Source organism: Bradyrhizobium sp. 63_E2_N1_3 (genome assembly GCF_052076005.1).
Lineage (GTDB): Bacteria > Pseudomonadota > Alphaproteobacteria > Rhizobiales > Xanthobacteraceae > Bradyrhizobium > Bradyrhizobium barranii.
Window position 1 is genome coordinate 3891418 of sequence record NZ_CP197235.1, and the last position, 22786, is coordinate 3914203.

The window sequence follows — 22786 nt, forward strand, 5'->3', positions numbered from 1 at the left end:
CTTCACGCGGGAGATGCCGTCGGACGGTTAGCTCGAGAGGAAGTCGATGAGCGAGCCGGTCTTCATCGCCAAGGCACTCACCAAGACCTACGGCTCGGGCGAGGTGATGGTGCATGCCCTCAACAACGTCGACCTCGAAATCGCCGAGAGAGAAGTGGTCGTGCTGCTCGGGCCTTCGGGTAGCGGCAAGACGACATTGCTCAACATCATGGGCGGTCTCGACCGGCCGACCAGCGGCAGGCTGTTCTTTCGCGATCAGGACCTGACGGATCTTGAGGAGCGCGAGCTCACGAAGTATCGCCGCGACCACGTCGGCTTCGTCTTCCAGTTCTACAATTTGGTGCCAAGCCTCACCGCGTATGAAAACGTTGCACTGGTCACCGAGGTTGCCAACGACCCGATGCGACCCGCCGACGCCCTCGCGCTCGTCGGACTCGAAGAGCGGATGCATCACTTTCCCGCCCAGCTATCCGGCGGCGAGCAGCAGCGCGTCGCCATAGCGCGTGCGATCGCGAAGCGCCCCGCGGTGCTGCTTTGCGACGAGCCAACCGGGGCGCTGGACTCCAAGACCGGCATTCGCGTCATCGAGGCGCTGCTCGGGGTCAACCGGCAGCTCGGGACCACCACCGTCATCATTACACACAACGCGAGCATCCAGCAGGTCGCCGACAGGGTGCTGTTCTTCGCCGACGGCCGGATTTCTAGGGTCCGGAAGAACGAGACCCGACGCGAAGCCGCCAAGCTCACCTGGTGACGATATGACTGCGCTCGACATCAAGCTGCTTCGGGACGTCAGGCGGCTCTGGGCCCAGGTGCTCGCCGTCGCGCTGGTCGTCGGAGGGGGCGTTGCGACCCTGGTGCTCGCGGTCGGATCGCATCGGTCTCTCGAAGAGACGCGGATCGCGTACTATGAACGTTACGGCTTCGGCGACGTGTTCGCTCAGGCGAAGCGGGCGCCCAAGGCGCTCGCCGACAGGATAGGCGAGATCCCCGGCGTCGCCGCCGTCGATGCGCGCATTGCCAAGCTAGCGCTGCTGGACATTCCCGGCTTCTCCGAGCCCGCCAGCGGGCAGTTCGTCTCGCTGCCCGACAACAACGAGCCGCATCTCAATCGGCTCTACATGCGCTCCGGGCGGCTTCCGGAGCCGGGACGGACGGAGGAAGTCGTTGTCAACGAGCCGTTCGCCCGGGCTCACGGCTTCTCGGAGGGGGCGCGGCTCGCGGCCATCCTGAACGGCAGGAAGCGCGAGCTCGTCATCGTCGGCATCGCGCTGTCCCCCGAGTTCGTCTACACGGTCGGACCGGGCGACCTTATGCCGGACGATCGCCGCTACGCGATCGTCTGGACGTCCGAAAAGGCGCTCGCCAGCGTCTACGATCTCGACGGTGCCTTCTCCGCGGTTTCTGTCAAGCTGCAGCCCGGCGCTTCGGAGCGCGAGGTGATCTCGCGGCTCGACGACTTGCTCGATCCCTACGGCGGGCAGGGGGCCCACGGCCGGAAGGACCAGACCTCGCACGCGTGGCTCGATCATGAACTCGACATGCTCAACAACATGAGCCGCACGCTGCCGCCGATCTTCCTTCTGGTCTCCGCCTTCCTGGTCAATCTCACCTTGAGCCGGCTGGTCGCGCTCGAGCGCGAGCAGATCGGTCTTCTTAAGGCGATAGGCTACGCCGACAGCAGCATCGTTCTGCACTATTTCAAGTTCGTCGCCCTCATTGTCGCGACGGGGATCGTTTTGGGCAGCGTTACCGGGACTTGGCTCGGATTACGGATCACCGCGCTGTTCGGAGACTTCTTTCACTTCCCATTCCTAGTTTTCGCGAAGGCGCCGGATCTGTACGTCACGGCCGGCGCCCTCAGCGCGGCCGCCGCCGCCGTCGGCGCGCTGCGGGCGCTGCGCGAGGTGGTGAAGCTGCCGCCGGCGGTCGCCATGCAACCGCCGGCCCCTCTGGTCTATCGGCGGCTGCTTCCGTCGAGCATCCAGCTCGACCGGATCGTGTCGCAACCGACGTTGATGATGGTCCGCAACATCGCGCGGCATCCGGTCCGGGCGGCCTTCACGGCACTTGGGATGGCACTGGCCACCGCGATCCTGGTCGTCTCGCTGTTCACGCGGGACACGATGGAGCAACTGATCGACGTGACCTACTTCCTCGCTGACCGGCAGGACGCGACCATCGGCTTTTCCGAGAAGCGGATCAAGAACGTGGTGGAGCAAGTGAACAGGCTCCCGGGCGTTCTCGCCGCCGAGCCATTCCGCGAGGTGCCCGTCCGGATCCGTTATGGCAACGTCGAACGGCGGGTCACGATCAGCGGCCGGCCCGCCGATGCCGATCTGCGGCGCCTCATCGACGTCGACCTTCGACCGGTCGTGCTTCCGGAGACGGGTCTCGCGATCTCCAGCATGCTCGGTCACATCCTCGGGGTGGGGGTCGGCGATACCGTCGAGGTCGATCTGCTGGAGGGCGCCCGACGCACCGTGACGATTCCGATCGTGGCGACCGTCGAGGACTACTTCGGCATCAGGGGGATGATGGACATCGAGGCGCTCCGCAAGCTGATGCGTGAGGCGCCCGTCGTGAACAGCGTGAACCTCAGCCTCGACGAGAAAAGAAAGGAGGACTTCTACGCGGCGGTAAAGTCCATGCCGACGGTCGGCGGCGTGGCACTGCAGCGCGTGTCGCTGGCAAACTTCCGTAAGACCGTCGCGCTGCTCGTCACGACGATGGCGAGCATCTACACCGGGCTTGCCGCCGTGATCGCGTTCGGCGTCGTCTACAACAACGCCCGGATCTCGCTATCAGAACGGGCGCGGGAGCTGGCAAGCTTGCGCGTGCTCGGCTTCACTCGCGGTGAGGTGCTGCGAATTCTCCTGCTCGAGCTCGCCATTCTGACGCTGGTCGCCCAGCCACCCGGTTGGGTGATGGGCTACGGGCTAGCGTGGGTCATGAAGACGAACCTCGCCGGCGAACTGATGCGTGTCCGGCTGGTGGTCGAGCATTCGACCTATGTCGTCGCCACGTGCGTGGTGGTACTGGCTGCGATCGCTTCCGCAGCGGTCATTCGCGAACGGATCGACAAACTGGACCTCGTCGCGGTCCTCAAGACGAGGGACTAGCCATGCCGGCAGACTGGACCAAACGTATTATCGGCGCTGCAGCCCTAGCCGCGATCGCGGGAGGGCTGGCCTGGTTCGCCTGGCCCCGGCCGGTTCTCGTCGATCTCGCCACCGTCGCAAAGGGCCCGATCGAAGTCACGGCGGACGACGACGGCAAGACCCATGTCCGCCACATCTACACCGTCTCGGCGCCCATCGCTGGGAAGGTACTTAGAATTTCGCATCCGCTCGGCGAGAAGGGACCTTCGCTTCACGTCGGCGACGAGGTGGTCGCCAACCAGACCGTCATTGCCCTAATGCAGCCGACGCTACCCGGCTTCATCGACGTCCGGTCGCGGGACCAGCTTCAAGCCGAGGTCTTGGCTGCGGACGCCGCCATCCAGCAGCAAGAGGCCGAGGTGCAGCGGATCGAAGCTGCCCTGGATTTCTCGCGGACTGAATTCCAGCGGGCGCAGACGCTCTCGCGGACGCAGACCATCTCCACCCAAGCATTCGACAAGGCGAAGTTCGATGTGGCCACGAACGAGGCCGCTTTGGCGAGTGCCAAGGCTCAGGTCGACATGCGTCGCGCGGTGCGCACCAGCCTCGCGGCGCGGTTGATGGACCCGGCCAATGCCTCCCCATCGGCGGAGCTAACGTGCTGCGTCAGGGTGCTCGCGCCGGCGAGCGGAAGGGTGCTGAAGATCATCCAGGACAGCGAGGCGACGGTCCTGCCTGGGACGCCCCTCGTCGACATCGGCAATCCTCTTGATCTGGAGGTGGTGGCGGACCTGCTCTCGACGGACGCCGTCCAGATCAAGGTGGGCGCGCCGGTCCGAATCGACGGCTGGGGCGGGCAGCCCATTAAGGGGAAGGTCGTGCGTGTGGACCCCGCTGGCTTCCTGAAGGTCTCGGCGCTAGGGATTGAGGAACAGCGGGTCCGGGTAACCGTCGATTTCGATGACCCGCCGCAGGCTTGGTCGCAACTAGGTCACGATTACCGTGTCGCGGTCCACGTGACCACTTGGAGCGCTCAGGACGTCCTGACCGTGCCGGTAAGCGCCCTATTCCGAAAGGGTGATCAGTGGGCCGTTTTTGCCGATGAGAACGGTCGTGCGCGGGCCAAGCCAGTTGATATTGGTCACCGCAATAACCGGTTCGCCGAGGTGGTGTCTGGACTGACCGCGGGGGATCGCGTCGTCGTACATCCAAGCGACCGAATTGCCGGCGGAAGCAGGATTGCGCAGCGAGGCGCACCATGACTAGCGCAAAGCGGACGTTGGGAGGGACCCGCACGCCGGCGATGGGCCCAACTCCGCTAATGAGCCGCAGTCCCACTTCGGGAGTGCATGGCAGTCGTATCTTTGTGCGGACCCACCTGTTTCCCGGATGCGTCAGGTGACGTGGAATGTCGCTGCCCTTGAAGCGGGACGTGCCGAAATCACCGTACGGGGCAACCGAGCAGCACTGGTGCTTCGGCGGGAATGCTCCCTTAGAGACCGTTCTCTTTTCGGTCTCGCACCACCGTTCACCGCGAACTCTGCGCGCTGGATACGACGCCCTTGGCCAGGTGTCGTGGTGCGTGAATGTGAACGCGAGACACCATTCCTGATCCCAGGTTTTAAGAATGTGCGATATCATTGTGCAGCCGCGGTCGAAGACTATGGGTCCCCGATGATGAATGCTATGGTCCGCCATATTACCGAAGGGGAGCTTCGGCTTGAGCGGAGGGAAAGACCTTTAAGGCAAGAAGAATTTTGTCTGGACCTGCAACAAGGCACGAAGGAACAGGCGTGCAATAATGTGGTCGCGATTATGCGGATCACGGACCTGACAGCTTAAGGCTCGTTTCTTCGGGCGGATGGCGGACGCGACAACGCGCCATCCGCGCGGAGCCGATCACCTGGTCCCATGTATAAACGCTTGCATCTCCTCCAGGGCCAGCTTGCCATCCTTATTGCTATCCATTGCCTTGAAAATCCGTTCGTGAGCTGCCTGAAACTCCTGCAGTGAGATGGTCCCATCGCCATCGGCGTCCATCAGAGCAAACATCATACGCATCATAAAAGGTGATCCCATCGCGCTCCCGCCCATCATGCCGCGCCCCATCATACGTCCTTCCATCATTCCGTGCCCCATCATGCCGCCTTGCCCCATCGTGCTCGCGCCTGCCTGGCCGCTGGGATGCGACTGCATTTGTTGCTGATCTGGCTGGGGTGTCATTCGGTCCTGTGCAATCGCACCGACAACGCCGTACGTCAGGATGAGAGCAGTTATCGTGAGTCCTAAAACGCGCGTGTACATTTCGAACCTCCTCCGAAACGCTTAGCCTTTCTTCATTAAATTCGGCACGAGTGATATTGATCCTCTGGTCCCGGCTTTCGCCTACGCACCCGGCACACACTACGACAGGGTGCAGGGCCGCTTTGGGGCAGAATGCGACTTCCGGGAAGGGCGGATCTTAACGCAAAGCGGGCTTTCGTTAGGGGTAAGTTCGCGAAGGAGCAAAATCTGTAAACGGTCAAACCAAGCGGTTCTGGTGACGAGAAGGAAAGCTGGGCTGACGCATTGATCCCCCTCAATACCACAGCAGGCTTACGGGCGATGATTTAGCGCTACCGAGGTCGGCCTGAGCGGCCGCGGAATGCCCCATGAGCCAAGGAAATCGGCTGTGGTAGAGCTGCGCAATCGGGTTGTTCAGATCAGGTACTTCGGCGATCCTGACGGGTTGGAGGTGGTCGACGCTCCTCTTCCAACGGCCGGCCGAGGCGAGGTGCGAGTTCACGTGCTTGCGTCGAGCGTCGTGTTCACCGATGTGGTGATCCGGCGTCACCTTTATCCGCAAACGATTTCTCTCAAGCCGCCTTTCGTGCTGGGCTACGACGTTGTCGGGGAAATCGATCAGCTGGGACCGGAAGTGACGGGCTTCAAGCTTGGCGACCGAGTAGCTGACATGACCGTGGTGGGCTCGAATGCCGCCTACCGAACCCTCCGGGCCGGGGAGGCGACCCGCGTGCCACCAGGCGTGGACGTGGCGGAGGCGGCCGCCTTGATCCTAAGCTGGACAACCGCCTACCAACTCCTACACCGCGCGGCCCGCGTGAAGCAGGGGCAGCGCGTCCTCGTGCATGGCGCGGCTGGCGCTGTCGGCCAGGCGCTGCTCACGCTCGGCAGGATGGCGGGGCTTGAGCTGTGGGGCACGGCGCGTGGGGATCACGCCGCATTGGTGCGCGAACTGGGCGGCACGCCGATCGATTACCAGCGCGAAGACTTTACGAAGGTCGTGCCAGGCGGGTTCGATGTCGTGTTCGACGGAATTGGAGAGGATGGCTGTCGCCGCTCGTTGGCGGCACTCAAGCGGGGCGGCATGCTCTGTGCCTACGGCTACACGGCGGGTGTACAGGCGCACCATAGCCTGTTCAGCATCTTGACGTGGACGGCGCGCCTGTATGTATTGGGGTGGTTGTCCGGCGGCAGGCGGGTCTACTTCTACTCGATCAATTTGATGCGGGCGCGACATCCGGCCTGGTTCCGCGAAGATTTGGCGCGGCTCTTCGAAATGTTGGCGGCTCGCGCCATTCAGCCACGCGTTGCCGAGCGAATCTCCTTCGCTGAAGTTGCTGAGGCGCACCGGCGTCTGGAAGCGGGCGGTCTGGAAGGAAAGCTCGTGCTGTGCCCAGATATGCCGTCGCGCCATCAATGAGAGCGCGAGCTCACGGTGCAGACGTCGAGACCTCGTGTGCCGTCAGGCGCATTCGGTCTTGCCGCGGTCCGCGGCTACCTCGACCCTCGAGAAAGCAGTATGTCGTCCCAGACGACGCAACGGCCGGTCGTCCGTGTTTGATCTAGCGCAAGAAACTGGGATCGCTTTCAAGATAGCTTCCATCATTCAATGGTCCATTGGAGGTCGCAATGATCATTGAGCGTCTATCCCGGGAACACCGCAACATTGAGATGCTGCTCGCCGTGCTTGAGCGCGAGCTTGAGATTTTCGATCGCGGGGGCCACCCCGACTATGAGGTCATTCGCGCGATCATCAGCTACTTCGAGCTCTATCCGGAGCTGTATCATCATCCCCAAGAAGAATTGGTCTTTGCCAAGCTAAAGCTTCGAGATCCAGCCGCGGCGGCAAGGGTTGGCGATCTAACGCTTGAGCACCAAAAAGGGACCCAGCGTTTGCGCCGCGTCGCTCAGGCGATCGACAGTGTTCTGGCGGATCGGGAGATTCTTCGGCAAAATGTGGACAACATCGTTCGCGATTTCATAGAGAGCGAGCGGCGTCACATCATGATCGAAGACCGCGATTTCTTCCCCGCCGCCCTTAGGGTTCTAAAGCCTTCAGATTGGACTGAGATCGCTTCGGCCTCAACGAATCATGAGGATCCGCTGTTTAGCGAGGCTGCTGAAGAAACCTTCGACGCGCTACGAGCGCGCATCTTGCGGATGGAGCAAGAGTCCGAAGCTGAACGGCACTAGAAGTGCAGTCAAGGACCGCTTGATTTTTGATTAAAATGCTTCAAGGCAAACGCCAAAAAGAATTGACGCCCAGTGGGGTTAGCTAGTTGATGGAGCGTCCAAATGGCAGATTGTGTGATTGTTCGGGCCTACGGAAGGCAATTAGATCAATTGCGTGCAGAAGCGTTCCGCATTGCACGAGGACGACAAATCGACTGGTGGATAGACCGTGGCGACAAAGGGACGCATTTTTGCTTCGAGAGTGCTGAAGCAAAACAAGTGTTCACCTCAATGTGCGACAACTTCGCCGTCCCATACGTCGAAGCCTAGATCATCTAATCTAATCGTGGCTGTCGCTCTTGTTCGTTCTCGCCCGTACCGCACTGGCGATCCGGCTGGTTGCGACCACGGTTTGCGCGGAGCCCTCCGCCTCGATCCGACTTTGTTGTTCGCTGGGATGGGCGGCGCGGGCGAGCAGATGGAATTGCGCAGCGCGAACAGGTCTGTTGGATCGTCCGGCACCGTGGTGAGTGAAGACCGCGAGTCAAGTCCGGGCCGTGTCTTCAGGTGCCGGGATCTCTCCGATCGCACTCCGGGCATCGGCCATCTGTGGCGGCGCCGAGTTGACGGCCGAATTCTTCCCCGAGGACGTCCGACGCCCAGAACTCGCCATCGCTCTTGATGATTCTTTTCGCCCGCTCAAAGGCATGGCTCTCGGCGGCATCGTCGCCGACGCGGATGATAACCCGATCGTGGAAAGGACAGACAATCGTGGCACGGGTGGTTTCGAGCGCGTAGCGCACAACCGCGGTCAGATCGTCGGCATGAATTTTGCTGGACATCGTGGCTCTTCTGTCGACGTCGCGGAGCGAAATGCAAATCAACCCCGGGCTTCTGAAGAGGAGGTCGGCATGCTTACAAACCCCAATTCCTCGGGTCCGCATTGATCCAGCTCAACAACGGATGTCGCATGCTCCAATCGCCGTAAGGGGACTCTATGATCATCCGCAATTTCGCCGAGGCGCAACTCAAAGGTCGCCTCCACGTCAGCTGCCGGAAGAACGAGCAAATCGTTGATCTAGATCATTTCGCAATACCGCCAAGATCGCATGCTGCGCACCGGACACGAGGGAGGTTCTATATGGCACCGGTCTCAACATCGCATGATGAAAAATGCCCTCGCTGCGGTTCCAGGTTAGCACACCTCAAGTGGCACGAACGCGTCAATGCTCAGGAGGCCCAAGAGCTCTGGCGCTGCTGGAACTGCAAGAGCGAATTTGTCACCGCCGTCGTTTCTGACGGGACAGAGCCGTCAGTCGCTGGGATCACCGAACCATTCTTTACGAACCTGCTCGTCTGATCAGTTCCGCTTGAGCGGATCGACAAGGAAATCGTTCGATGTCCTTGGTTAATGCATCGCCTCATCATCTCGAGCGCTGGCATGAAGTTTCGGACGCTGATGGTCGCCGCGATTGTCGCCATGCTCCCGCAATTTAATGCGGGAGCACAGGTGAACTTGTCGGCTGGCAGCACGTCGACCCAACTATCCGACCTTATGATCGCGCTACAATTCCAACACATCAAATTATGGTCGGCCGGAAAGCTAGGCAACTGGGACTTGGCGAATTATGAGCTTCGGCAAATCCAGGCAAGCTTGCGGAAGGCAACGCCGCCTCCCTCCGAAGGCTTGCGCTCGTCCCAAACTACCGAACAGCTGCAAGCTCTGGATCGCGCGATTCAACAGAAGGATGGTGCAGCTTTCGCCAAGGCTTACTCGGATCTCACGAACGGATGCAATGCCTGCCACCGCGCCGGTGGATTCGGTTCGATCACCATTCAGGTGCCGGTCAACTCGCCGTTCAGCGATCAGCTGTTCGCGGATCAGATCGCGCAGGGGCGCGCGCTCGCTCTCGGGACCTGCGGCCTCTGTCACGTCATCTCGGATGCTTCAAGGGAAAAACCAGCCTTTCGCTTTCCCGCGCCGAGCTTCAGCGAAATTGCCAGCCGGCCATCTTTTTCAGCCAACGATCTCCGAGAGCTATTGACGTCAAACCACCGTCGCGTAGGCCCGAACCAGGCAATGCTTAAGCCAAAGCTCGTCGAATACCAGATCGATGCGATCGTTGCGTTCTTCGAGACCGTGCAAGCCGACCGGGCTCGCTAAGACCTGAGCTTAGGGTCATGGTCGTGCCGATCAGCGTTCTAGTCTTGAGTCTTTAGGCCAAGGATGTAATTCGCGAGAGCGTCGGCCTGATCGGGCGCGATGACGAGGTTCGGCATGTTCTGGTGGCTGGTCTTCAGGAACACTTTCAGCGAAAGTGCCGTCGTTCCATGCCTGTTTGCGATTGACGCGAAGCCCGGTGCCTGATCCGACATTCCAGGCATGTGCGGTTCGATTGCATGACACGGCTTGCACCATGCTTCCGCGAGGCGACGTCCTTCCAACGCGCTGTCTGCAGCAAGTTTAGATCCGTCCGCCTTGTGCACGCGGACGAGCAACAACGCTAATAGCGCGATCAGGATCACGAGGCTGATGTTGACTCGCATGCTGCGGAACATGTTCCGTCTCAACTCGCGGTTGGGGCACTCACAGCAACCGCGCGAGCGCCGGCGGGCATCTCATCGCCAAAACCGCCTGCCGATCAGCTGTTCTGGCGAAGGAAAGCAGAATGACCGAGCGCACTCGCCCTTAGCGCAGGATGCGGCTCTTTAGCACGCGATCAGGTCGGTATGTCCAAATCCCTTTGAGTAGTCGAGCAGGGAGACAATCGTGGGTGTCAGGCGGAAGACGCAGACCTCCGAAGTGTTCGGCATGGGGAGATCAAGGCCCTTCTGGTTCGGATACCGCGAGATCAGGAGGTGCAGGGCTTTTTCGAATTCGGCGGGATTCGTTACGAGCTTCGCGCGTGCCGCCATCGATAGGCCCGCGATGTCCATCACTTGCGCGGGATCGTCATCCACCGTTAGCGAGACCCGATCGTCCCTCGCTAGGTTAGCTGCCTTCTGGCTGTCCGCTCCGCAAAGGAAATAGATGACGAGCCCATCATTGGCGTAGCCGACAGTGGTCACCTGGGGCCAGCCGTCAGATCGTAGGGTAGCGATCCTCGTCGTCCGGTGCTGATCCAGAAGCCGAAGGATTTTCCGCCTGAACGTTTCGTCCATTGGTCGCCTCCGATTTGGACTAGTTTAGCCCCGAACTAGCGTGCGCGTTTTGAGGCAGGTCAAGTATCGAAGAAGCGGGCCGCCAAGCCTGGGCGCAGTCGGCCTGCCATACGCCTGAGGGCAATTGCGCCAATCGCTCTCGGAGGGAGCGGTGCTGTTTGGCAGTTATGCTTGTCGCTATAGCGGGCCCTATCGCCAACCGAGCTCATGCTTTGAGCTGCATCAAGCTGGCTTTGAACGGCGGTGACATCGTGTGGACTGGGAGGGCTGCTCCGATGCGCCGATTGGCCATGAAAGCCCTATTCACGGCTCTCGCTTTCAGAAGAGCCGAGAAGGATCGAGTCGAGTGGGACCGAAATATCTTGATCTTCTCGACGGTGGTGACCGTCGGGTTGGTTGCGCTCTATGTCTACGGCAAGGCTACCTCGCGTTGGTGAGCCGTTTCGCGGGAACGACTGCGATGATGCGATGCTTGCTGATGCTTTCGACAATAGGTCTCGGGTCGAGCACCTGCGCCCATGCGCGCGATGAGGAGCAGCAACATGGCAAAGAGTTGCTGCAAAAATTGTGCGCCCGCTGTCACTCAGTTGGTAGGACCGGCGCGAGTTCCAACAGGCAAGCACCGCCCTTTCGCAGCTTCAGCGAAACCAAACTCTATGACAGCGACTTCCTGCAACGATTACAGGATGGCTATAGCAGCATTCATCCCTCCATGCCGACCTTCCGCTTCAACAGGGACGATGCGGAGGCAGTCCTAAACTACACGAAGTCAATTCAGGAACCAACTAAGCCGAAACAATCTCCGCAGCGATGAGGTCTGAGTATCTCCAGGAGACCAAAATATTCGTTCAAGGACAATAGACAGCATCTTTGGGTGAAACCGGAGACCCAGTGGTCTTCCTCTTGAGAGCATCTGCCAGAACCCTCAGAAAGATTTTGACCTAGCTCATCGGCGCCTTGCGAATGGCTGCGTTCGTTGGAGGCGAGTGTTCGAGACTTGTCATTGATTCTGCTCAAGCAACGGAGCTTGTTTCGGAAGAGAATGATGCAGGTAGTGTTGGAATGAGATCATGTCGTTTGAGCGGGTTCTACGATGGACTCTGGTTGCAATCGCAATCGCGGGATTAACCGCGGGTATCCTTGCGCGAGCTGGCGGCCGTCCTGATCTGGCCGATTTCGCATGGGCAATCGGCACGGCACCCGTGATAGGTGGACTGGCGGTCTCGATCGTCAGGGACTTGCTGGGCGGCCGACTGGGAGTGGACGCGATTGCGCTCCTGTCGATGAGCGCGGCATTGGCGCTCGGCCAGCCGCTTGCCGGCGCCGTGGTGGCGCTGATGTATTCAGGTGGCAACGTGCTGGAGGATATCGCGATCGCGCGGGCTGAGCACGACCTGCGGTCACTGGTCGATCGTGCGCCGCGCCGGGCACATCGCAAGACTGGCGAGCGGATCGAAGAGGTTCCGATCGAGGCGGTCTTGGTCAGCGAAGAGCTCCTGGTACGGGCCGGCGAGATCGTGCCAGTCGACGGCATCGTCCGTTCGGCCATGGCGACCATCGACGAGTCCGCGGTTACGGGCGAGCCGATCCCGGTCGAGAAGACACGCGGCAGCGCCGTTCTTTCCGGTTCGCTGAATGCGGGTGAGACCTTCGAGTTGACCGTTACCGCACCGGCTGGCGAGAGTACCTACGCTGGTATTGTGCGCATGGTGACGGCGGCGCAAACTGCGAAGGCCCCCTTTGTGCGGTTGGCCGATCGCTATGCGCTGATCTTTCTTCCCGTGACGCTCGTCATCGCCTTCCTGGCGTGGTGGATCTCCGGTGATTTGACCCGCAGCCTCGCTGTGCTGGTGGCGGCAACGCCTTGCCCCCTGATTCTGGCCGCACCTGTCGCCTTCATCGCCGGCGTAGCGCAAGCGGCCCGTCGCGGCATCTTAGTCAAGGGCGGAGGGGCACTGGAGGCGCTGGCTCGTGCGCGCACCGTGCTCTTCGACAAAACCGGCACTCTCACGGTGGGAGGTGCGCGGCTGCTTTCGGTTGAAGTCGCTCCGGGGGAAAATCCGGACGAGGTCCTCACGCTTGGGGCCTCGCTTGAGCAGGCCTCACATCACGTCCTCGCCAAGACCGTCGTCTCTGCGGCCGTCGATCGCGGCCTCAAGCTCAAAGCGCCCGAACAGGTCAAAGAAACCATGGGCACCGGTTTGTCCGGTCTGATCGACGGCCGCCGGGTAACCGCGGGCTCGCGAGAGTTGCTTCGCTCACATGCCGAGCTGTCGCCGTGGGAGCTGCGGGCAATCCGGCGCGCATCGTGGCGCTCGGCGCTGATCGTCTTTGTCGCCGTGGACGGCCTTCCGATCGGTGCGCTGCTGCTGGCCGACGAGCTGCGGGCTGATACGCCGCGAGCGATCCGGCTGCTGCGCGATGCGGGCATCGTGCGAATGGTGATGGTCACAGGCGATCGTGCCGCAGCGGCGCAGGCAATCGGAGCAGCGCTCGACCTCGATGCCGTGCTGGCTGACCGCGTTCCCTCGGACAAGGTCGAGGCGGTGCGCACTGAACAGCGGCTGCATCCGACCATCATGGTCGGTGATGGCATCAATGACGCCCCGGCACTGGCCGTGGCCGATATCGGGGTCGCGCTCGGCGCACGCGGCGCGAGCGCCTCGTCCGAGGCGGCGGATGTGGTCATCCTTACCGATCGGCTTGATCGCGTCGGCGAAGCGATCATAATTGCGCAGCGGGCACGGCGTATCGCTCTCCAAAGCGTCATTATTGGCATGGGATTGTCGATAGCTGCCATGGTGGCCGCTACCGTTGGCTGGCTGGATCCCGTGCCGGCGGCGATCGTGCAGGAGGTGATCGATGTTGCCGTCATCCTGAACGCGCTGCGGGCACTCACTCCAGCCCACGGGAGCCCCGGTCGCCGGATATCCGCAGAGCAGGGCCTGGCACTGCATCACGACCATCAGGCGCTGTTCAGGGATCTCGACCGACTGCGCAAGATCGTCGATGCGATCGACGATGTGCCGCCAGACGCCGCCGCGGCCTTGATCGAAGAGGCTGATCGCCTCGTTCAGGGCAGTGTAGTGAAGCACGAGCGCGAGGACGAGGGCTGCGTCTATCCGAAGATTGCGGAGGTGCTGCGCGAACGCCACGGCCTCTCTGCCATGAGCCGCGCGCATCGTGAGATCCTGCACCTTGCGCGGCTGCTCGCACGGATCGCGGCCGACCTGCCGTCGGAAAAGATCGACCGCTATCTTATTCGAGATGCCCAGCGTGTGATCGAGGCGATCGAAACGCTGGTGCGCATGCATACGGCCCAAGAGGACGATATTTACGAAGCCGTGGCCGCGGAGTGAGCAGCTTGGCGATGTTGGTTAGTCGATCGTGCCGAATTCCGCCACGGGCAGGATCCAATAGACGAGGTTGGTGCCGGTGAACGAAGCCCGAACCCGGTCGCGCAGGCGCTCGGCATCGTTCCGTGGTAGGACAATCCATACGATGACCTGATCGGCGTGCCCTTTGACGCGCTCCGCCGTGCTTTGGAGCCGCACGCCGTTGCCGTGTCCGGCGGCATCGGAGGCCGTGAAACCCCTCACCAGATCGGTCTGTTCGCCGAGATAGTCGAACAGCTCGTCGCGAAACTGGCGCGGCAGGATCAGCGTGAGGCAGACGGACACGCTCGTCATTTGGCCCCCTTCGCAGCGCCGCCGTAGCGGCGATACAGGATCGGCAGCAGGATCAGCGTCAGCAGTGTTGACGAGACCAGGCCCCCGATCACGACGATGGCCAGCGGTCGCTGCACTTCAGATCCCGGACCCGAGGCGAACAACAGCGGGATCAATCCGAGCGCCGTGATACTGGCCGTCATTAGAACGGGCCGCAGTCTTCGCATGGCGCCTTCGACGACGACGCGCCCCTCGCTCAGGCCGTGAGCACGGAGCTGGTTGAAATGGGAGACCAGCACGACTCCGTTCAGCACGGCTATGCCGAGCAGCGCGATGAGTCCGACCGACGCCGGAACAGACAGATATTCGCCGCTCGAGACCAGCGCGAACACGCCGCCAATCAGCGCGAAGGGGATGTTGACCAACACCAGTAGGGCGTGGCGGACCGAGCCGAATGTGGTGAACAGCAGCACGAAGATCAGGCCGATGGCCACCGGCACCACGACAGAGAGCCGCGCGGCGGCGCGCTGCTGGTTCTCAAACTGGCCGCCCCAGGCCAGCCGATAGCCGTCTGGCAGCGGAAGGCCGGCGGCAACCTTCTGTTGAGCTGCCTGGACAAATCCGACCATGTCGCGGCCGCGGACATTGGCGCGAACCACGCTGATACGCTCGCCGTTTTCCCGGTCGATCTTCACGGGCCCGTCGACGCGCTGGATGCGGGCGACCTGCGACAGCGCGACGTGCTGCCCGGACGAGAGCGTCAATGGCAGGCTTGCGAGTAGAGTCGGCGCCTCCCGAGTAGTCTCGCTGCCGCGGACCAGGATCGGCGTGCGGCGTCCCTCCTCGAGCGCCGTCCCGATGGTGCGGCCCTCGATCTGGGTGCGCAGCGAATTCGCAATGGAGTCGACCGACAGGCCGAGGCGGCCGGCCTCCATCCGGTTCACGGCTACAGTGTAGTATTGGGCGCCTTCGTTGAGCGTGGTGTAGACGTCTTCGGCACCATCGATGCCGGACAGGATGGACGACAGTTTCGCCGCGATCTCATTGAGTCTGACGATGTCCGGGCCGAAGATCTTGACCGCGACGTCGCCGCGTACACCGCTGATCATCTCCTGCACGCGCATATCGATCGGCTGGGTGAAGCTGAGCGAGATGCCGGGAAAGCCGGCCAAAACCTCGCGAAGCTTCTGCAGCAGGGCTTCTCTGTCCGTAGTCTGCCTCTCTGCCGCCGGCTTGAGCACGAGAAACGTATCGGTTTGATTGGGACCCATGGGATCGAGGCCGAGCTCATCCGAGCCGGTCCGTGCGATGATGCCGGCAACGTCCGGAACCTTCAACAGCGCGGATTGCAGCCTGGCATTGATGGCGAGCGATTCGTCCAGGTTAACGGAAGGAAGCGTCTCCACGCTGACAATGACGTCGCCCTCGTCCATGGTCGGCATGAAGGTCTTGCCTAGTTTCGTGTAGGCAAAGCCCGCGGCGATCAAGCCGATCAGCGCTGCCGCGATGACCTTTCGCTCATTGTTCAACGCCCAATCCAGAGCAGGCACGTAGACGCTCTGCGCGGCCCGGATCAGGAGGGGATCGCCATGCGAGGCGGACTTGAGCATGAAGGAGGTCGCGACTGGAACGACGGTGAGCGCAAGCAGCAGCGAACCAGCCAGGGCGAAAATGATTGCAAGCGCTACGGGAACAAAGAGCTTTCCCTCCAGTCCCTGCAGGGTCAGGAGCGGCACGAACACAATTATAATGATCAGCACGCCGGAGGCGACGGGTTGCAGGACTTCGCAAACCGAGCGGAACACGATGTGGATCAGCGGCGTGGCTCTGTCGGGATTGTGCTTGCTGAGATTGCCGACGATGTTCTCGACCACGACCACGAGTGCATCGATCAGCATTCCAATCGCGATTGCAAGGCCGCCGAGACTCATCAAATTGGCCGACATCCCGACCGCCCGCATCGCGATCAACGCGATAACGATGGCGAGCGGCAGGCTGAGCGCGATCACAAGCGAGGCACGCCAGTTACCTAGGAACAGCAGCAGAAGCACGATTACGAGCACAGTGGCTTCGCCGAGCGCCCGCACCACAGTGCCGACGGCTCGGTTGACCAAGTGGCTGCGGTCGTAAAACACGTTGATCGAGACGCTCTTGGGCAGCGATGGTTGCAACTCCGCGAGGCGTACGCGGATGTCGCGGACGAGTTGGCCTGCATTGGCGCCGCGCAGGCCGAGCACAAGCCCTTCGACGGTCTCGCCGCGGCCGTCGGCCGTGACCGCCCCGTAGCGGGTCAGCGCGCCGATCCTGACGTGGGCCACGTCGCTGACCCGGATCGGGATGCCGTCGCGGGTATCAACGACGATGGAACGGATATCGTCGACACCGCGGATGCTGCCTTCGACGCGGACCAGCGCGCTGTCTTCGCCCTGGTTCACGCGGCCCGCGCCGTCATTACGGCTGTTGGCCTCGATAGCGCGGCGAAACGAATCTGACGAAATGCTGCGCGCAGCGAGTGCATCGTTGCGCGGCACGATCTCGAACGCGCGCACATAGCCACCGAGCGCGTTGACGTCAGCAACGCCAGGAACGGTGCGCAAGGCCGGGCGGATCACCCAGTCGAGCAGGGTCCTCCGCTCCGTGAGCGAGAGTTCGGGGCTGTCGATGGTGAACATAAACATTTCGCCCAACGGGCTCGTGATCGGCGCAAGCCCGCCGCTCACGCCGTCCGGGAAATCGCGCGAGATGTTTGCCAGGCGTTCAGAGACCTGGTTACGCGCCCAGTAAATGTTGGTGCCGTCCTCGAAATCGACGGTAATGTCGGCCAGCGCATATTTGGTGGTCGAGCGCAGAATATTCTTGTTGGGGAGTCCGAGCAGCTCCAGCTCGATGGGAACCGTGATGCGCTGCTCGACCTCCTCGGGAGTGAGGCCCGGAGCCTTCATGATTACCTTCACCTGAACCGGCGATACGTCCGGAAAGGCGTCGATCGGCAGGCTTGGCAGAAACACGGCGCCTGCACCGATCAACAGCAGCACGCTCAGGACGACGAACAGCCTCTGCGAAAGCGCAAATGCGACGAGGCGCGGGAGCATCTATGGTCCTAACCCAGAGAGAATGCCGCGAAGCGCCGAAATACCGCCGATGGCGATCTCGTTCTTGTCCGTGATGGGGCCGGATACCACGACGTGGTCCTGATCTTCCGCGAGCAGGGCGACCGGAACGAGACGGAAGCCACCGTCGATGGCCACGAAGACTGAAGTCAGCTCGCCGCGGCGGACCAGCCCGCTATAAGGAATCTCCCAGGCGCTTTCGCCGGCAGAGAGGAAGCCGATGCGCGCTGCAGCCGTCTGGCCAGGATGCAGCTCCCCGTTGTTGGTGATTTCCGCGCGCACCAAAATGGTCTGAGTTGCCGCGTCCGTGGTCTCGGAGACCAGCACGACCTTGCCCGGCATGGCATAGCCTTCGATTTCAATCTTCGCACCGGCGCGGATCGCACGGATGTTGGCCGCTGGAATTGCGATTTCGACCCAGAGCGACGATAGCTGCGCGAGCTTGACGAGCGGTGCGGACTGCTCGAGCCGCTGGCCTGGCGAAACCGCGATGTCGACTACGGAGGCCGCCCGCGGTGCGATGACGGTCAGCGTCGCGCTGATCGCGGCTTCGTTGGTTAGCCGCGAAAGCGCCTCGTCGGACAGTCCACTCAGTCGCAGCATTTGACGCCGCTCCGCGACCGCGACGCTCGCCTGCCGCGCCTCGGTCTGGCTCGCCTCCAGCACACGTTGCGGCACCGCCTTGCCTTCAAACAGGTCGGCGTTGCGCTTGAGTTGCTGGGCGGCGAGAACTTCTTGCGCGACCGCTTGCAGATACTCGCGTTGCTGCGAAACGAAGCTTGGGCTTTCCAGCGTAACGATTGGCCGGCCGGCGTTGACGCGATCTCCGCGAGCGACAGCCAGATTGGAGACCATCCCGGCAACGGGGGCGCTGACGATCCACAATTGCGGCGTTGGAATCACGATCTGGGCCGGATAGGGCAGCGTTTGGTCCGTACGGCTCGATACCGGATGCGTAACCCGGACTCCGAGATTCTGAGCCTGCGCCGCGCTTAGCTTCACGTCGTCTTCCGCCATTGACACTGAGGGCAGGAAACTGAATGCGAGCGCGAGAAGAGCGCCGACCCCGCTCCGAAAGGGGCTCGGACGGAGAGTCGCCTGCCGGAGTTGCATGACGGAGGTCCTCTGTCGCCGGGGCAGCCGAAGTGTCCCGCGATTGCAGAGTTTGCTTACTCCCTCAGAGGCTTGGTGGGTTGATTTGCATCAACTGAGCACGATCCACTTACCGTCCAAGAGAGGGATGCCGTCGGGGGCTTCAACGGCCTCTCCGCAGGTCGCCACCAGCTCTCACTTGATCTCGCTCAATCCGTTCGCCGCATTGGAGGCTAAATTTTTCCGAAACGGCTTGAGGAGTTGTGGGCAGTGAAGCCAATCACAATCGCCTCGGTAGTTGCATGCTCTCTTGTTGCTTTGTTCGCGCTTCGGCTGCCGGCGCTCTCCCATGGCGGGACGGCGCAGGACCCTTGGAACCCCGCGCACCTTCAAATGCTGCCTCCTGAAATTCGAGCGGACGTGCGAAAATGGGATGCCACGTGCGGAGGTTCAGTAGCCGCGGCTCAGCGGTTTGCTCTTTACCTCACGGTTCCGAGCGCGCAGTTCTTAGCTCTCCATTTCGACGATTTTCGCTGCCGCAATCGGACGGCTTATTGCGGTGCCGCTGGATGCCTGCACGAAGTCTACGTCTCGACCACCTGCCGGTATCGTCGTGTGCTTGCCGTTCATGCCCATGACGTTCGGTTGTCGTCCTTTCACGATCAGGCCGTCCTCGAAATCGTTGATGCAAATGGCAACAGCAGCTTGCTACGGTGGAATGGGAGCCGGTTTGTCGGGAAATAGACATCGCACCGTCTCCAACAGGTCAGCTAAATGATCTCGCCCAGTGCGCAACGAGAATAGGGATGATCTAGGATCATGCGCTCTAGATCTACGTTGCCCAATTTGGAGGAGAGGCTGCAAGAGCTGCAGGACGGAGCGCTCGTTCAAATCAGCCGCCGCGACTACGAGCGTCTGTTCGGATTGAACGACGCCGCTCTCGGTCGGTTGCGCAATTTCGCCCGCGGTCATCAATGCGTTGCGAGTTTCGCAGACACGGTCATACTTGCTTCGCAAGCGTGTCGCATCGGTTGAAGAGAAGTCCAAGCCTCGACAGTAGGCCCGAGGGGATGTTTCGCCATCTGCTTGTGGGGATGCGGAGGCGGTCGGAGCGCCCTGCGAACGTCACTCAAGAAGGAAAGTCGGCCGGCTCTACATCGATTCGATCAGCGTGAAGTGACCAGTCTCGAATCGAGCGCCCTTCGCAGAATGTCCGCTTCGCCAGCAACGCCGCTTCCGCCGCGTCGCGCGCGTCAACGTCGATCGTGCGCTGGCACGCCTCGCAAGGCTGGCCTTGGTCGCCAAATACATCCTTAATGAAGCGGACGACAAAATGTGCCATGTATACCTCGTTTTGCAAACCTGAGTGTCTACCTCGCGTCAATAGACGAAGACCGGTGTCTCAAGCAGGTGATCATTCACCGTCACGACACCCGGAATAGCCTCGGCCGCTACGCGGATGGATGTGCGTTCGGCCACGGATGGTGCGAAGCCCCAGAGGTCGACGACCCCGTTCCGTACCGTTGCGTTCAGGTTGAACGTATGCGCCCAAGACTGCTTCTTGAGCTCCTCGAGAAACCTCTTCCTGATGGATGCATCGGAGAGCGACACTTCGAGCTTCGGCCTAGCGCTTGCGATCGCCTGAAGCAGGTTGGCCCGGCTAACGATTCCCACAAGCTGGCCTTTCTGGTCGACGATTGGCACACGTCTGATCTGATTGTTTTCGAGAAGCATTGCGATCTCGTGCAGCGGCGTCTCGGGAGCCGCGGTTACGACGTCGCGCGTCATTATGTCGTCGACCTTGACCGCGTGCGATTTGACGTAGTCGGTTGCCAGTTGGGCGTCGCCGGTCAAAGGACGCAGCCACCAGGAGTAAGGGCGTTCGGTACCGGCTTCGGCTCGATGCATCAGATCGCTTTCAGTCACGATTCCGAGGATCTTGTTATCAGCATCGACGACGGGCACCGCGCTGATGCGTCGAGCAAGCAGAAGTTGCGCGACCTCGCGGACTGTGGCGTTTGCGTCGACGGTTATAGCGGGGGAAACCATCACGTCTCGTGCCTGCATGACTACCTCCCTGGTTTCGATTTGTCGGCATCTTGCCGGATTGCGGGCGGTCGAGATTGATCGGGATCAAGCGACAGGACCTGCCGAGCGGTCAGGATTATCGACCTTTGAGGGAGGAGATCCTAATGACCAAGATACCGCATCGCGCCGTGGTGTTTGTCGGCGACGGACGAAAGGCGCTATTCTTCCGAAACGAAGGCAACGAGAAGTTCCCGAATCTGAAGGTGGAAGCCGTCTTTGAAGATCAAAATCCGGCGGCACACGACCAAGGGAGCGATAGGCCTGGCCGGGTGAGTAAATCCTCGCAGTCGGGGCAAAGAAGCGCCGTAGAGATGACCGACTGGCATGAGCTCGAGGAGCGCCGCTTTGTGAAGCAAGTGGCGGCTGCTGCAGAGCGTGTTGTGCGCGGCGAGCCGTCGACCGCATTGATCATCGTCGCGCCGCCTCGAACGCTGGCGGCGCTTCGGTCGGATTTCCATCCTGATGTAAAGCGACGGATCGTGGCGGAGCTTGCCAAGGACCTCACCAGGCACCCGGTCGGCGACATCGAAAAGCACTTGCGGGACGAATAAGGGCAGGTCGCTCGCGTGGAAGAAGTCCGCGTGAGGCGCTTCCAACGACAGCAATGCCTGAGCGGGCGGTCATACTCGCTTGATGTGCATCAAACCTGGAACTGGCCCGATGCAGGATAAAGGGCCATCGCCTCAGCTATCGGAGCTCGGACATGTTTTTTGCCAACGTCATGGTCTACGTCGATCCTGAGCAGCAGGAAGAAGGACAGATTGCCGTCGCGGAAAGCATCGCGCGCGGATTTGGGGCGTCCATTCTCGGTATCTCGGCGGTCGCAATAGAGCCCCCGTTCGTGGCCGAGGGCGTCATCATCGAGCAAACAACGGCCGAGGACCTCGAACGCATACGAGCGCGGCTCTCGGCCAAAGAGGCGTGGTTCAGGCGGATTGTCCGCCTGCCGAGTGAAAAGGTGGAATGGCGCTCGGCAATCGCATTTCCGACCGAGTTTCTGGTCGAGCAGGCCAGGGCTGCTGACCTTATCGTCGTCAAGCGCAAGCAGCTCTGGACTAATCATCCCCGCTATCTCGATTCCGCCGGCGCCATGCTGCGGATGGGCCGTCCCACGCTTTCGGTGCCGGACGGTGTGACGGAACTGGCCGGCGATCGCATCGTGATCGGGTGGAAGGATACTCGGGAAGCGCGCCTTGCGGTTCGTGAGGCGTTGCCGTTCTTGACCCGAGCGTCGAGGGTCACGATCGCCGAAATCTGCACATCGGACGAACAGGACGCGGCGCATGGCCGGGTGCGGGATGTGGCCAACTATCTCAGAAAGCACGGCGTGAGTTGCGAGCATGAAGTTCGTGTGCATACGGCGGAGCCGGATGCTGGCTATCTCATTCGCGCGGCTTCGGACGTCGGCGCTGACCTCGTCGTGACCGGAGGCTATGGACACAGCCGGTTGGGCGAATGGATCTTTGGCGGCATGACGCAGCGCCTCCTACAGCAGGCCCAGGCTTGCCTGCTGATGGCCCACTAGGTCGCAACGCGCCTTCTCGACGATGGCTGTTCAATACCGCAATCAAGAGAGGCCGAGGCACGGTTCCCATGGAGAGAAGCAATGCTGGCGTCAGATATCATGCGGACCTCGTTCGCAACTGTGAAGCCGGAAGCGCCGCTGCTGGAGGCTCTCCATCTGCTGCTCGAGACCAATCAGCGCGGCCTGCCAGTTCTCAATGATGACGGGACTTTGGTCGGCATCATTGCCGAAGGCGACTTCCTCCATCGTCGCGAGTTGGGCGTCAACTATCCCGAGGGGTTTTGGCTCGAATGGCTACTGGGGAGGCAGGAAGGCGAGCTCGCTCGTGAGCGAACGAGGGGACTGCGGGTCGAGGAAGTAATGAGCCGTCATCCCGTTTGCGTCGATGAGAACGCCACGATCGATGCGGTAGTCAAGGAAATGGATGTGTATCAGATCTCGCAGGTACCCGTGCTCCGCAAGAGACGGGTTGTGGGGATCGTTGGCCGGATGCAGATGCTCACGGCGCTGGAAAGCTGCCTTAGAGAGCCGGGGGAAGCCTCACGGGAATAAGATCAGCCGGGCAGGGATATTTCGAACAATCGC

General features: G+C 61.4%; 21 protein-coding genes. 12 read left to right on the forward strand and 9 right to left on the reverse strand.

Annotated elements, in window-relative coordinates:
• Positions 1–46: 46 nt before the first annotated feature.
• The 3 genes from AB7531_RS18330 to AB7531_RS18340 are packed head-to-tail and all read left to right on the forward strand — an operon-like array spanning position 47 to position 4363.
• Positions 47–754 carry an ABC transporter ATP-binding protein gene (locus tag AB7531_RS18330; protein WP_063982716.1) on the forward strand — a complete coding sequence of 236 codons (708 nt, stop codon included), beginning with the start codon at positions 47–49 and terminating at the stop codon, positions 752–754.
• 4 nt (positions 755–758) lie between these two features.
• Positions 759–3122, forward strand: a complete 2364-nt coding sequence (locus tag AB7531_RS18335; RefSeq protein ID WP_441280028.1) for an ABC transporter permease — start codon at positions 759–761, stop codon at positions 3120–3122.
• Between the two features lie 2 nt (positions 3123–3124).
• Positions 3125–4363, forward strand: a complete 1239-nt coding sequence (locus AB7531_RS18340; RefSeq protein ID WP_063982717.1) for an efflux RND transporter periplasmic adaptor subunit — start codon at positions 3125–3127, stop codon at positions 4361–4363.
• A gap of 637 nt (positions 4364–5000) precedes the next feature.
• Here the strand turns inward: AB7531_RS18340 and AB7531_RS18345 are convergent.
• On the reverse strand, positions 5001–5405 hold the full coding sequence (locus tag AB7531_RS18345) for an EF-hand domain-containing protein (protein ID WP_375790832.1): 405 nt from the start codon (positions 5403–5405) through the stop codon (positions 5001–5003).
• Positions 5406–5772: 367 nt separating this feature from the next.
• Here AB7531_RS18345 and AB7531_RS18350 point away from each other — a divergent pair, with 367 nt between their 5' ends.
• The 3 genes from AB7531_RS18350 to AB7531_RS18360 all read left to right on the forward strand — a co-directional run bounded on the left by AB7531_RS18350 (position 5773) and on the right by AB7531_RS18360 (position 7886).
• The gene (locus tag AB7531_RS18350; RefSeq protein WP_063986309.1) at positions 5773–6804 is read left to right on the forward strand and encodes a medium chain dehydrogenase/reductase family protein; all 1032 of its coding nucleotides are present in this window, start codon (positions 5773–5775) and stop codon (positions 6802–6804) included.
• Positions 6805–7013: 209 nt separating this feature from the next.
• Positions 7014–7577: a hemerythrin domain-containing protein gene (locus AB7531_RS18355; protein ID WP_028153141.1), complete on the forward strand. Its 564-nt coding sequence runs from the start codon at positions 7014–7016 to the stop codon at positions 7575–7577.
• Positions 7578–7679: 102 nt separating this feature from the next.
• Positions 7680–7886 carry a hypothetical protein gene (locus AB7531_RS18360; protein ID WP_084795090.1) on the forward strand — a complete coding sequence of 69 codons (207 nt, stop codon included), beginning with the start codon at positions 7680–7682 and terminating at the stop codon, positions 7884–7886.
• Positions 7887–8119: 233 nt separating this feature from the next.
• On the opposite strand, the gene AB7531_RS18365 is transcribed toward AB7531_RS18360, so the two are convergent.
• Positions 8120–8398, reverse strand: a complete 279-nt coding sequence (locus AB7531_RS18365; RefSeq protein ID WP_063982719.1) for a hypothetical protein — start codon at positions 8396–8398, stop codon at positions 8120–8122.
• Positions 8399–8997: 599 nt separating this feature from the next.
• Between AB7531_RS18365 and AB7531_RS18370 the strand changes: the two genes are divergently transcribed.
• Positions 8998–9720 (forward strand): hypothetical protein, encoded by a 723-nt coding sequence (locus AB7531_RS18370; RefSeq protein ID WP_063986310.1) that lies wholly within the window; start codon positions 8998–9000, stop codon positions 9718–9720.
• A 38-nt stretch (positions 9721–9758) separates the two neighbouring features.
• On the opposite strand, the gene AB7531_RS18375 is transcribed toward AB7531_RS18370, so the two are convergent.
• Positions 9759–10115 carry a c-type cytochrome gene (locus tag AB7531_RS18375; RefSeq protein ID WP_063982720.1) on the reverse strand — a complete coding sequence of 119 codons (357 nt, stop codon included), beginning with the start codon at positions 10113–10115 and terminating at the stop codon, positions 9759–9761.
• A 150-nt stretch (positions 10116–10265) separates the two neighbouring features.
• Complete coding sequence (locus AB7531_RS18380; protein ID WP_063982721.1) at positions 10266–10718, reverse strand: pyridoxamine 5'-phosphate oxidase family protein; 453 nt, start codon at positions 10716–10718, stop codon at positions 10266–10268.
• Positions 10719–11181: 463 nt separating this feature from the next.
• Between AB7531_RS18380 and AB7531_RS18385 the strand changes: the two genes are divergently transcribed.
• The gene (locus AB7531_RS18385) at positions 11182–11532 is read left to right on the forward strand and encodes a c-type cytochrome (RefSeq protein WP_245328648.1); all 351 of its coding nucleotides are present in this window, start codon (positions 11182–11184) and stop codon (positions 11530–11532) included.
• A 256-nt stretch (positions 11533–11788) separates the two neighbouring features.
• The gene (locus tag AB7531_RS18390; RefSeq protein ID WP_063982723.1) at positions 11789–14077 is read left to right on the forward strand and encodes a heavy metal translocating P-type ATPase; all 2289 of its coding nucleotides are present in this window, start codon (positions 11789–11791) and stop codon (positions 14075–14077) included.
• A gap of 18 nt (positions 14078–14095) precedes the next feature.
• On the opposite strand, the gene AB7531_RS18395 is transcribed toward AB7531_RS18390, so the two are convergent.
• The 5 genes from AB7531_RS18395 to AB7531_RS18415 all read right to left on the reverse strand — a co-directional run bounded on the left by AB7531_RS18395 (position 14096) and on the right by AB7531_RS18415 (position 20655).
• Positions 14096–14407, reverse strand: coding sequence for a DUF3240 family protein (locus AB7531_RS18395; protein WP_063982724.1), 312 nt, complete (start codon positions 14405–14407; stop codon positions 14096–14098).
• Positions 14404–17478 (reverse strand): efflux RND transporter permease subunit, encoded by a 3075-nt coding sequence (locus AB7531_RS18400; RefSeq protein ID WP_063982725.1) that lies wholly within the window; start codon positions 17476–17478, stop codon positions 14404–14406. The genes AB7531_RS18395 and AB7531_RS18400 overlap by 4 nt, the downstream gene beginning before the upstream one ends.
• Entirely contained in the window at positions 17479–18513 is a 1035-nt protein-coding gene (locus AB7531_RS18405) for an efflux RND transporter periplasmic adaptor subunit (protein WP_245328630.1), read from the reverse strand.
• Between the two features lie 1204 nt (positions 18514–19717).
• Complete coding sequence (locus tag AB7531_RS18410) at positions 19718–19930, reverse strand: hypothetical protein (RefSeq protein WP_063982728.1); 213 nt, start codon at positions 19928–19930, stop codon at positions 19718–19720.
• 38 nt (positions 19931–19968) lie between these two features.
• Entirely contained in the window at positions 19969–20655 is a 687-nt protein-coding gene (locus AB7531_RS18415; RefSeq protein ID WP_063982729.1) for a CBS domain-containing protein, read from the reverse strand.
• 125 nt (positions 20656–20780) lie between these two features.
• On the opposite strand from AB7531_RS18415, the gene AB7531_RS18420 reads away from it, so the two are divergent.
• From AB7531_RS18420 to AB7531_RS18430, 3 genes are all read left to right on the forward strand, one after another.
• Positions 20781–21227: a baeRF12 domain-containing protein gene (locus AB7531_RS18420; protein WP_063986311.1), complete on the forward strand. Its 447-nt coding sequence runs from the start codon at positions 20781–20783 to the stop codon at positions 21225–21227.
• A gap of 152 nt (positions 21228–21379) precedes the next feature.
• Complete coding sequence (locus AB7531_RS18425) at positions 21380–22201, forward strand: universal stress protein (protein WP_441280029.1); 822 nt, start codon at positions 21380–21382, stop codon at positions 22199–22201.
• Between the two features lie 81 nt (positions 22202–22282).
• Positions 22283–22753, forward strand: a complete 471-nt coding sequence (locus AB7531_RS18430) for a CBS domain-containing protein (protein ID WP_063982731.1) — start codon at positions 22283–22285, stop codon at positions 22751–22753.
• Positions 22754–22786: the final 33 nt, after the last annotated feature.